Source organism: Mesorhizobium sp. LNJC394B00 (genome assembly GCF_000502555.1).
In the GTDB taxonomy this organism is placed as follows: domain Bacteria; phylum Pseudomonadota; class Alphaproteobacteria; order Rhizobiales; family Rhizobiaceae; genus Mesorhizobium.
In genome coordinates this window covers 17,248-28,764 of sequence record NZ_AYWH01000020.1, presented here as the reverse complement: position 1 = coordinate 28,764, position 11,517 = coordinate 17,248, and the positions used below count along the sequence as shown (strand labels likewise).

The window sequence follows — 11,517 nt, the reverse complement described above, 5'->3', positions numbered from 1 at the left end:
AACCCGCGCCACAAGGCGTAACAAAAACGGTCGAGGCTCTAATCGCAGCTGGATGACAGTTCAGTAGCAGGTCATCGACAGCACATAACGCTAAGGGACGAGAATGGAAGAACGTTCGACTTATGGACGACTTCCTGAAGACTCGCGCAGCAAAGGGGCATGAAGAAGGGGCCGATCGAGAGCGGGAGGACGCGGCGGAACTCAGACTTTTCTACGTTGCGGTCACGCGCGCAAAGGAGGCGATCGAGATCCCTGCAATGGGCCATAAGGCCGAGCCGCCGCGGGGTTCGGCGATCTCATCGCGGCAGGCGACCCCGGAGTCGGCTAAGACTGTATTCGCCCAACCAGTCGATTGGACGGAGCCGGCCAAGCAAAACCGCCAGCAGGCGCAATCGCAGGATGCCACTCACAAGGAGTCCAAGCGCGGCTTCTTCTCGCGTCTTTTTGGTCGCTAGCGCAGACGGCCATCCAACCGGCTCGCTTGCGTTTCCCGTCGGGGTCCGACTCGGACGCTTACGCTAAACTCTTCGCCTTCCTCGACCGGCGGACTGGCAGAGAGTTGCTCGCCTCGACCGGCTCGAAGAGTCTGATGGGGGTCATTTCTGCATATCGGACACTGAATGGACCAAAATTCCGCATGATCCGGCGCCATTCATCAGATATCTCAGAGGGGGTAAAAATTAGACTTGGCTCAAACTTTCCTTGCGTGTCGATTCGAAACCCATCTCGGCCATACTCGGCAAGCTTGTACTGGTTGCCGATAAAATGAATGGCCTTGATCTTTTCCGCCAATGCCTTGTTCACGAATAGAGCAATCATGCTCTCGTCAATGTCAGAAAGGCGGAGGTAAGGACCGAAGCGAAAGCTCCCGCCTCCATACCCAAATTCAGCACGCAAAAAGCGTACTTTCTCCATCCCGACTGATGTGAAAGTGCCCACGTTCGTACCCTCGTCATGATCGGCACCCTCATCGGCAACGTCCTCGTTCGGCGTATCTTCTGCGGCCGGAATGCGTCGCTCCCACTTTGCGCCCATCATTCCGTGCAAGATGCCTGCCGGCATGGCCTCAACATCGGCCACTGATTTTGCGCTCGCTCTATGTGCGCGATCCGATGTTCCAAACGTCACCATAAAGAGCCCATCTCGCGGTTCGGCGAGACTCATGCTCGAAAAATCGGAAGTGGCCGATCTCATTGCCATTGTACTCGCGGTCCAGTTCCAACAAGACGAGGAACTGATCAAGGGGAGCATTCATCTCTTGCAAAAATTGCATTCGGTTCAGCGACTTCTTAATTTCGCTGAATCCATCAACAATCACACTCTGAATATCGTCGCCCCATCTGGCGAAGAATGTTGCCTGTTCCGCTTCAGACATCGGGATGCCGAGCGACTGAAACCGGATCGCCATTCCATCTGCGCCATCAAGGACTAATCGAATTCTTTCTCGGTCGAAGATTTCGCAATATGCCAACCCGCGTTTCGTCGCTTTCTGGATGAGAGTATCTTTTTCGGCAGCTGTAAGGTTCACGTTGGTGAATAAAACAAAGGCGTTGATTTCAGAATCGGCTGTGATGGCACTCGCCAAATCATCCAAAAACTTTCTCTGAGCTTTCTTCTTGTGATCCGTCGAGTCGTTGGCTTGATTGACAAACCCGATAGCACCGTAGGTTTTCTGTTCTCCATTTAGAATAGCCTCAATATCTCGGCCGCCATCAGGCCCACCCCGAGGGTGGCGTGGTCTAACATTCATAAACCGCTTGTCCAAGGCAAGGACGGCAGTGCACATCCGTTCCCTTTGCAACTGGTTTGTGTCTAGGTAGCTTTTCAGTCGTTCATCAGTACCAAACGTCATGACACTATTTCTTTGAGAACGAGGGGAGACGAGCTTGACGTTTTCTACTTCTAACCCGTCGCTCATGAGCGAACCTGATAGACCAGTGTTGGTCAACGCAAATCAGTGGCAAGAATTTCGCGTAGAGCCTATGCCAGTCAGGTGAGCCTGCGGCTGTCAACTCCTGCAGCGGTTGGCGATGCTAGGGAATGCGACTTAGAATGACGAGTAATTTTTCAGACGCATCGCATATCGCGCGAATTGCCGAAGCCCTTTGGGCACGTGAGCCGGTGGGGTCGGCAGCTTTGCTGGTTGGCGCTGGTTTCAGCCGCAACGCCACTCCGGTTCGGGCCTCAGCCGGCACGATGCCCGGCTGGAACGACATCTACAGAACGATGGTAAACCAGCTTTACCCAGCACCCTCCCGCCACCGTGAATGGCTGTTAGGACTGAGTGGCGCAACTAGCGCGTATCTGCGGGTAGCAGAAGAATTCGAGGCACAATTCGGGCGCAACACGCTCGACAAATTGATAATGGCAAATGTCCCCGACCGCCAGTTCGCGCCGGGTAAACTGCACAAGATGCTCGTCCAGCTCCCTTGGGCCGATATAATGACGACCAACTGGGACACGCTGCTTGAACGCGCGGCTGAAAGCGCCGAAGAGCGCGTCTATGACATCTTGCGCACGGTCGAGGAGATACCGGAGGCGCGGGCGCCGAGGGTCATCAAGCTGCACGGGAGTTTGCCCTCCCATCGCCCATTTGTCTTTACGGAAGAGGATTTTCGGACCTATCCGGCGCGTTTTGCGGCATTCGTCAATCTCGCGCAGCAACTCGCGATGGAAAGCACATTGGTGTTGCTCGGTTTCTCGGGAGACGATCCCAACTTCCTGTTCTGGTCGGGCTGGGTCCGCGATCGGCTAGGACCGAAGGCACCGCTGATCTATCTGGTGGGTGCACTGGATTTAAGCGCAGCGAAGCGCAAGATGCTTGAAAGCCGCCGCATTCAGCCAATCGATCTCGCAAAGCTCCAGATGTTTGAGAATTGGCCGGAAAGCCGCCGGCAGGAAAATGCCCATCAGTGGTTCCTTGAATCCTTGCGTGCGGTTGAGCCGTACCGCGCGCAACGCTGGCCGCGGCCGGCTGCAGGTTTCATACCCCCGCTGGTGCATGTGACTCCGGTTCCCGATACCAGATCGCCAATGCCTGAGCCCCAGTCGGGCAACAATATCACGCCCGCCCAGGGGGTTCGCGAACTGGTGTTGCAGTGGCGGCAGAACCGGGCCGTTTACCCCGGCTGGGTTGTTCCGCCCTTTGATACGAGCCAATTGCTCTGGCGACGTCTATTTATGCGGATCGGCGATATCATTCCCGGCCTGCGTGCGCTTGGCGAGGATGAGCGGCTCGATGCATTGTTCGAGCTCAACTGGCAACAAGAGGTCGCGCTCGTGCCTCTGGTGTTGACTGTCGACGATGTCATTACCGAACTTCTAGACACTTTGATTGGTCGATACGAACAATTGCCCCCCGAGCCGGCAAGACAATTCCGTGCTCTTGCGCTTGCGATCCTACGCCATGCGCGCGAGGACAACGACGCCGCGCTTTACAAGCGCTGGTCGGATTGGCTGGAGCCCAGACTTGCAGAGGATACGGAAGGGCTCGAACGCCTGACCTACGACAACTGCCTGCGCCTGCGCGCGGATTTCGATATCGACGGACTTGAGGCCGCACTCAACAGGTGGAATGTCCAGGGGGACAGCTTCTGGCTGCTGCGCAAGGCGGCCTTGCTCGCAGATCTTGGGCGCGACGAAGAAGCGTCGCAATTGTCGGTGCAGGCGCTCAACGCGATCCGTGAGCAAACTCAGCGGGGCGAAAAGGACATCGCCTCATGGTCACGTGAGAGTTTCGCCCTGTTGTTCCGCAGTTCCGTCCTTTTCGGTGCGCTCGGCGATTGGCGTGAGAACGGACCAGTGCGCGACCGGTTCGATATGCGCCAGGAGGAACTACAAGCGCGCGGCTGCCCGGGTCGCAGCGACTTCTTCGACTTGCAAGAGAGGCTTGCTCAGCCGGCGCCGCCGCTCAAGCAGGAGCGCGAAAGCACGCGGCGATTTGATCTCGGCTCGATAAATCGAACCTTCAACTTCGGACCACTCGATTCACGCGTTGAACGGCTTCTTGCCTATCAGGCCCTCCGGTTCCAGGAAGAGGGTGGCCTGCCGCTTCGGATCGGACATGCAGCGGTCGCGCGGCAACTCGTGTTCGACGCTGCGCGCTGGCTGATGGATGTGGCGCCCACGAGGGCGATCGACGCCTTTCTTCGGGCCTCACCTGGATCCGCCAGCAAGGAGTTCGATAAGCTTTTTTCTCGGGCGACGATTGCCAGGATCAATGCAGGAGAAGCGGACCGTTTAATCGATCGGGTTTTCCGCCTCATCGCTGCGGCAAGGGAGCGGATCGATGCGGGTAACACGGAGCCCCGCTTTTGGATGGAGCGCCTCAAGTCCGCGCTCGATATCGCTTCGCGCGTGGTCCTGCGCACGCCGCATCGCGCGCCAAAGCTTCTGGAAATCGGGCTGGCCTTACATGCCGATCCCCGATTTCGGCGTAATATCGATTTGGGCGATCAGCTGCACCAGCTTGTGAGCCGATGCTTCGAGGCTGCGGAGGTCCCCGAGCATGATGCGATGCTGCTCGCAATCTTCGAGCATCCGATCACCAAAAATGTCGGCGATTTCGCCCATGGCGTTCGCGATCCGGAGGCAAACCTGCCGAGCGACGTCAAGATCGAGAAGCCTGATCCGAGGTGGCGGAAGGTCGTCTCAGATACAACCGCGGCCGTGCGTCAGGCCAATACGCGGCTGGCGGCCGTATCGCGAATGGTATGGCTGTTCAATGCCAAGCTACTAAACAAAAGAGACTTGCAGGTATTTGGCGCAGCGTTGTGGGATCCAAATCATGTTGAAGGCGGCCTGCCGAGCGGAACTGCTTTCTACGCCAGTGCCTTCCTTTCATTGCCAAAGCCCGTCCGCGCCGATGCGCAAAGAGCGCTGTGCGCCAAATTTCTTGCCGACGCTCCGCTTACGGATACAGATCTCGACAGCGGAGCGTTGGCAAACCTGCTCGGGGAAAAACAGTTTCTGCTTGACGAGGCTCAACTCGTTGCGTTGATCGAGCGTCTGCACGTCTATGTTGCAAGTCACGCTGCCGCGCCGGTGAGGCCGAATCTATTCAGCGGCAATGGCCGAAACTTGGCACAAGAATGCGCGCGGCTTGTAATGAATCTTGCGATGCGTGCCCGCTCGAGTCCCGCGGCCACCGACAAATTGAGATCGCTAGCGATGCTGGATCGATATCCACTTCGCATGGAACCTGCCTACCCCTTACTCCTACACCTCGGCGTTGTTACTGTGACTGCCGCGACGAAGGGGCTTCGGGCGTTGATAGTAAGTCGCGATGAAACCGACGTACTGATTCTCGGGAGCTTGCTTGATCAGATTTACCGGTCAAAAGCCTATGTGCCTGACTTCGAAGCGGTGGTTTGGCGCGAGATCGCACAGGTAGTAGCTGTGCGAACGCCTTCGTCCTTGACGTTGGCCCTCCGGTTCTTGGCATCTTCGATGCGCAAGGACCCCGCGCGAATACCTGCTGAAATTGACGAAGCGTTGAGCACTGGCCTCAGACTGATCCTCAATGAAACCGAAATGACTAACCCGGTAGAGCATCTGCACTCCGATCCGTTCCTCGCGAGGTACTTCAGCGCCGCGCTAGTCAGCGCGATGGACCGCAACAACCGTGGCGACCCTGCCATCCGCGCCGCCTGGGCGGAAGCGATTGAGAGCGATCCGCTACCCGATACGCGCCGCGGCCGTCGATCAGCATCGTAGGTGTCGGACAGAACTAGGTCTGAGACAAAATTGCGAATGGCTTCAAGCATCAGCTGGGTTGGAGAGCCCTTTCGACGCCTTTCGTTGAGAACCTTACTTTGGCCGTCGCCGATGGGAAAAGACCGCTCGGCCCCCAAGCGAGTACATCAATCAACTTTGTCCGCAACGGAATCTGTAGTCTCGTTGTCCATGGTGGCGCGGATCGTATCGGGGGCCGGCGAGATTTCGAGAGAACAGCATAGATTCACGTGTACCTTTGAAAGGCTCGAGCCATGGCATTTGACGGCATCGCCGCAGCCTGAAGGAACCGCGCACATCTTGACTGCCTAAACCCTTCAGATACCTTCCACGGCGTGCCTTGAGAGAAGCGGCCCTTGGCGCCTTTGACTAAGCCGCGTGATAACCGACGATGGGGGGAGCCCTTACGTCGTAGAGAACGAGCAGCACGGCTGCCCCCACGACACTCCCACACGTCAACTGGCTCGCCACCCCCCGATAGGTGTTGCGGCCCTTATAGATCATATGGAGAGATCGATGCAGACGAGCGATGGATACTGGTGGGCAAGCCACCTACACGAGGACCGCAAGCCGGAGATTATCGACGTGCACGGTTTGGCAGCGTCACGCATGACCGATGACTGGCCCTACCATGTCGCCGAATTCGAGCTGCTTCAGCATATCGATACCAGCGCCTGGCCGCAGAAGGGAAAACTGACGGAGCGGGAACTACTCGACGAAAACTACGCGGTCGATCCAGCCGCTGTTCGCGCAGGCTATTGGTGGGTCATCCACCATGAGGATCTCCTGCCGCTCATTGTCCTGGTCGGAAAGGATGCCGTCTATCGAATTGATGGCGAAGACGGCCTCAACGACTTCGAATTTCTTATGCCGATCGACACAGATGGCTGGCCCAAGGACATAGGTCATGGATGAAAACAAGACAGAGAAAAAGTCAAAGGTCGTCTATGGCGTCGGCGTCACGCCGTACGGCATGTATTTGATGGCTCAAAACTGCCGGGCCGCCGCTGACGCCCTTGAGAACATCCTCGTTCGGCCCCGAACATCGAACCATCCCCGGCGCTTTCTTTACTACCAAGCGACCGAGCATTTCCTGCGGACCTTCCTGCGTTTGAACAGTCAAGAACTGGAGAAGATCCAAGGGTTTGGGCATAGGTGGGGTGACATGCTGGACTGCTGTAACAGCTACGGCCTTGTGATCCCCGCCAATGTTGAGAAGTACATCCGACTATGCGCGCTCAACAACGCCTTAGTTGGCATTCGATATGAATATGAACTCGACCTCGATCCGGGAACTGGCAAGAAGGCCACGCGCTCGACGCTGCCGCTTGAAAAGACCATCTACGCGCTGGAACTCGCCGTCGGTGAAGCAATCGAGCAAACCGGCCGAGAGGTGTTCAAGAGGCCTGATCCGCCCTGGCTTGATCAGCCTAGGTCCAAGGCTGATCGCACCTCCGACAACCATCTTTGAAGTTGACAGCGTGAAGACGAAATCGTTGGTCATCGTCGCGGCCGCGGTGGCGATGTAGGCCGCTGCAGTTGCGGAGATCGAAGCACGTTTACTACCACGAAAGCCTAGCTAGGATCGCGGCCGAAAAATCGCGGCCACGAATTTTCGATAGGCATAGGGAATCGCCTTTGCAATGGCAGCGGTCGGCGTCACGCGCCCGACGAATCGTGTCTCTTCAAAGCGCCAATAGACGAGCGGGACCGATCGCTATCAGAGTTCCATGGCCTGTCTCGCGTTCTCAGGAACGGGGAACAAATTAAGGCTTCCGTTCGCGTCTACTGGTCTTTTAAACCGACGGACGTGGCGAAAGCGCCAGCCAAACACTTCCCCCGGCATCGGGCCCGGGCACCAGGTGCTCTGTCCGCAGGCGACTCCAACTTGAATGGGTGAACATTTCCACATTAACAAGCTCGGTCACGCCGACGAACCCGCCGAGGTAGGTTGCGTTGATATTGGGGTATTTAAACAGGGCTTCCAGGTCCGGCTTCTTGCCGGTGTGCAAGGCGAGCGGCCCGCGGAAGCCGGTCGGCCAGCTTCGCACTTCGATGGTCTTGCGCCCCAGAAGGATCAGCTCCGCCCAAGGCTGTTTGATGCTGAGGGCGAAAAGAAAATGCGGAAGGCCGATATTGGTCATCAAGGCTCCGGAAACGTCTCGATCAACTCGCGGGCAAAGCGTCGCTCGATGTCGAAAATTTCAGCCATCGTCAGCTTACCTTGGGAATGTGCAACCGCCTCCCGCACGATCTGTGGCGCTTCGAACGCGAAGCGCTCGGCTCCATAAGACGGTGCGGTGAGCTTTCGCGCCCATGCCAGATAGGCATCGATATGAATACGCGCGTCGCCGTCGGCGAAGTGCGGGTCCTTTTTCGACGTCAGATCGACCGCGTGCGTGACATCGCGGCCGGGCAAGGCAGTTCTGCGCACCGCGCAGGGGATGCATAGTCCGCATGGTTGACCGATGCGCTTGGTGATGGCGCCGAGCACCTGGCGCGACGCCAGGTTCCAACAGGTTTCGGTCTCCAGAATGGCCTTCTCGAAGCGTTTGGCGCCAAGATGCGCCTTCATCGCGTTGGCGGCTTCGCGCTTGGTCATGGTCAAAAACGGGTTCTCGACCGACAACGGGTCACCGAACAGGTTCGAAAACAGATCACTCGCCAAGCTGTGCAGCATGGGATGGGCACGGCGGGTCATCCGGTAGGTCGCCGCCGGTGGCATAGCGATCGCCAAGGGGCCATTTTCGAACTGCAGCAAGGTCGTGGCGCCATAGGATCGCGCGACCAGGGCGCCGAGCGCAAGGAAGAGGAAGGAGCGATACTGAAACTGTCCCCCAATGCGGCGCCTTCCATTGGACCAGGTGCACCCTACCTGGACGTGGCGCTTGAAGGCGAACTGGTCGGCCAGTTCGGTTTGCCTTGCCTTGGCGCCGAAAAACGAAGCAAGCGCGGCGTCGCTATCGTTGCGGCGAAGCCAGTCGAGCCCGCTGGTGCTGTCAAGGCCTGCCGAAAACAACGCGATGGTGGGAACGCGGTCCGGGTGTGAGCCGTCCAACGCAAGCCGGTCGAGCGCGTTTGGTGTTTTTCGCTTTGAGAATTCGAACGCCCACTCAGCGTTGCCCAGCAGTCGCAAGATCGCCGTCAGCGTGGCAAGGGTTGCGGCGGTCCAGGCAGAAGGTTCGCGCACTGGGACCGCCACCTTTACCGATCGAACGCGCTGGCTCGAAATGCGCTTGGGAATGTAGCGTTCAAACTCCCAGACGAGGCGTGCCACTTCCAGGAGATCAAGCGCACGCGGATCGAGACCAAGCGGACCGAGGCCGGCCGCGTCGTGCCACTGGATGCCCGCCAGGTCGAGGTCGATGATCTGTGTCTCCGGCCGCGGCGCCTTGATGATCTCGACATGGGCGGGAATGGTTCGGGACGTGCTCATCAGCCGATTACCAATTGAATAGTTGGCGCCGATTGTTGCCAGCATGTCGCCCCTATCAGCCTTGCGGGTGCGGACGAATTTTTCCTCAAAGCGTTGCTGAATAGCGGCGGCGATGGTGTTGGCGGCGCGCTCGACCGACAGCGCCGACGCCCCGAGGTCGATGCAGGATTCGCCGGCGATGCTCTTGGCGATGACTTGCCCGAGAAAACCTCGACGAATGTCATCGGGGGCGGCGAAGCGAGTCCGATCAAAGGCGGCCTCGACGGCGGCTGCATCGCCTCGTTCGGCCACGGCCAAGTTGTCGCCGGCGAGGGTTGTTGCGAGAAACGAGCGAAACGCCAGGCCGACGCGGTCGATATGCCTTTCGTCGACGGCGTCGCCATGCGCGCGCAAGGCTTGATCGATCACCGCGTCGCAGTAGGCGGTGATTGATCCTGGACCCCTGGCGACGGCGGCGGCATCCAGGACACCGGGCCAGCTTTGCCCTTGCACGGAGCCGCTTAGTTCAATCAGCCGGTCAAGCAGGGTGGTCGCGAAAGGGTCTTGGAAGAGACCCGCCATGAAGCCGGCGCGCCCTCGTTCGCGCAGCATCGCATTGATCTCGCGCGTCAGCCGTGCTTGGTCGCCATCGGCTGTCAGCATGCGTGCGATGTCGCGCAGGTGTGTGATGGCCCGCAGAAGGGATCCGCCTGAACCCGCGGCCGACCCGGCACCTCCGCCGCCGAGCGAGCCGCTGCCGCCCCCAAAGCCCCCGGTTCCCATTCAGACCCTCCCTTGCCAGATTTCGTCGGCGGTCCGCCGCTTCCATGCTTCGGGCAGCCTGGCCGCCATAGGAGATGCCGCAAAGGCAGCCCACACGGTTCCACCGGACACAGTCAAGACATCCACGGCGGCATGGTTCTTGCCGCGCGGCGCGCGTCTTCGTCTCCGGTCAACCCTGACAGGCGCCCGATGTCAGCCACATTGTCCCTAAGCAGTTCGATCGCTGTGTTGCCTCCTGCTGCGCCCCTTGCCGCCAGAAAACCTGCGCAATCGATGCGGTCTCTTATGACAACCCGTTGCGCCCACGCGTGCTCGAACAAGCGCAGCGTCCGAAGCCTGGTTCGTGCATCATCCCAAATGAAGCGTCTGCGGCCCGTGCGAATCTCGTTCCAGGCCAACCTGTCGGCGGCGATTGCCGCCAGAAGCGGATAGCGGCGGTTCGCCTCGCCATCGGACAGTTCGGCCAGGATAAGGGCGGCCGTTGATTATCATTGGCGGCCTCGGCGATGCGCGCCCTGGTATAGTTGAGATCCATCGCAACCTGGGCGAGGCGGAGCGCTTGAGCCACCTCGAGGCCCTCCTGGACAAACACTTCGGCGCGCTCGCTCACAGCGGCATCAAGCGGGCGCTTGGCTGGGTCGAGAACACATTCGGCAGCGTTGCGGCTGGCGGCCGCGAACAGGTGCCCTTGGGTTGAGTCTGCATAGGCCGACGGCCTGATTTCCTCGCGGATCGCCTCGTAGATCGCCAGCGCGCCGGTATAGTCATGGTCGAAATACTGGCTGATGCGCGCGAGGTTGTGCCGGTACTGCAACAACTGGACGGCTGCGCCGGGACTGTTGGCGCCCACAGCGGCCTGCGCTTCAGCCACCGCGGCCTCGGCGTGGCGGCGCATTTCTTGCTGCGCCCCCGGCCGCGCCGCATCAGCCTTGAAGCATTCCGACAACATCGCATGCTTTTGCGCCTTTTCGTCGGACGCGCGCAGAAAACGGGCGTTAAGGATTGGGCCAACGAGCTCGACCTGCTGAAGGACAATGGCGGCCTCGCAGATTGAAAAGAACGGGGCGACGTCGAGGCCATCAAGCAAGATCCGGCTTTGCGTTGCTTGATCGAACAATCTTGCCCGATCCGAGATCGTCCAGCCGGAGCCAGCGGCAAGCCAAGCGGCATTTATCGCTTCTGCGGCCTCCTCCCCCTCATTCAGCGAGACATGATGGCGAACGACTTCAACCAGCGCGCCGAAATCATACGCAATCGGCCGGTCAAGCAGCATCGTGATGCAGGAGCGATGGGCTCCATCGATAACTTCGTGTGGCAACAGTTCCAGCATGGTGCGCCGCGCCGTCTCAGCAAGCACCCTTTGGCCGCCGACGCTGACGCAAAAGGGATCGAGCCCGGCAAGGCGGGCTGCGTCCACGCCAGCGAGGCGCCCGATATCGCGCGTTGCCAGAGCGCGCTCGGATACGCTCAGGATCGCCGACGCCAAGGGCTGCGCGCGCGCAACGGCTTCGATCTGGTCCCTGGCCATGTCCGTCATAAGCCGATCGACCGCCCATTGTCTGGCCGCATCCGGGACCGCGGATCCG

The 11,517-nt window shown here is 59.2% G+C and carries 8 protein-coding genes and 1 pseudogene; 4 read left to right on the top strand and 5 right to left on the bottom strand.

Features of this window, described 5'->3' with window-relative positions; all coding sequences use genetic code 11:
• Nucleotides 1-86: 86 nt before the first annotated feature.
• A pseudogene (locus X751_RS135760) lies at nucleotides 87-455 on the top strand (hypothetical protein); the annotation flags it as partial.
• A 58-nt stretch (nucleotides 456-513) separates the two neighbouring features.
• On the opposite strand, the gene X751_RS135765 reads toward X751_RS135760, so the two are convergent.
• Entirely contained in the window at nucleotides 514-1,080 is a 567-nt protein-coding gene (locus X751_RS135765) for a hypothetical protein (protein WP_023746372.1), read from the bottom strand.
• A 16-nt stretch (nucleotides 1,081-1,096) separates the two neighbouring features.
• The gene (locus tag X751_RS135770) at nucleotides 1,097-1,918 is read right to left on the bottom strand and encodes a hypothetical protein (protein ID WP_023746371.1); all 822 of its coding nucleotides are present in this window, start codon (nucleotides 1,916-1,918) and stop codon (nucleotides 1,097-1,099) included.
• A 134-nt stretch (nucleotides 1,919-2,052) separates the two neighbouring features.
• Between X751_RS135770 and X751_RS135775 the strand changes: the two genes are divergently transcribed.
• The 3 genes from X751_RS135775 to X751_RS135785 all read left to right on the top strand — a co-directional run bounded on the left by X751_RS135775 (nucleotide 2,053) and on the right by X751_RS135785 (nucleotide 7,204).
• Entirely contained in the window at nucleotides 2,053-5,715 is a 3,663-nt protein-coding gene (locus X751_RS135775; protein WP_198022486.1) for an SIR2 family protein, read from the top strand.
• Nucleotides 5,716-6,249: 534 nt separating this feature from the next.
• Nucleotides 6,250-6,648: a hypothetical protein gene (locus X751_RS135780; protein ID WP_156936433.1), complete on the top strand. Its 399-nt coding sequence runs from the start codon at nucleotides 6,250-6,252 to the stop codon at nucleotides 6,646-6,648.
• Nucleotides 6,641-7,204, top strand: a complete 564-nt coding sequence (locus X751_RS135785) for a hypothetical protein (protein WP_023746367.1) — start codon at nucleotides 6,641-6,643, stop codon at nucleotides 7,202-7,204. The genes X751_RS135780 and X751_RS135785 overlap by 8 nt, the downstream gene beginning before the upstream one ends.
• 325 nt (nucleotides 7,205-7,529) lie before the next feature.
• Here X751_RS135785 and X751_RS135790 read toward each other — a convergent pair whose 3' ends face one another.
• The 3 genes from X751_RS135790 to X751_RS135800 form a co-directional block, all read right to left on the bottom strand.
• Nucleotides 7,530-7,877: an ASCH domain-containing protein gene (locus X751_RS135790; protein ID WP_023746366.1), complete on the bottom strand. Its 348-nt coding sequence runs from the start codon at nucleotides 7,875-7,877 to the stop codon at nucleotides 7,530-7,532.
• Complete coding sequence (locus tag X751_RS135795; protein WP_198022485.1) at nucleotides 7,877-9,811, bottom strand: hypothetical protein; 1,935 nt, start codon at nucleotides 9,809-9,811, stop codon at nucleotides 7,877-7,879. Before X751_RS135795 ends, X751_RS135790 begins: the two co-directional genes overlap by 1 nt.
• Nucleotides 9,812-10,214: 403 nt before the next feature.
• Nucleotides 10,215-11,468 carry a hypothetical protein gene (locus X751_RS135800; RefSeq protein ID WP_156936432.1) on the bottom strand — a complete coding sequence of 418 codons (1,254 nt, stop codon included), beginning with the start codon at nucleotides 11,466-11,468 and terminating at the stop codon, nucleotides 10,215-10,217.
• Nucleotides 11,469-11,517 lie beyond the last annotated feature (49 nt).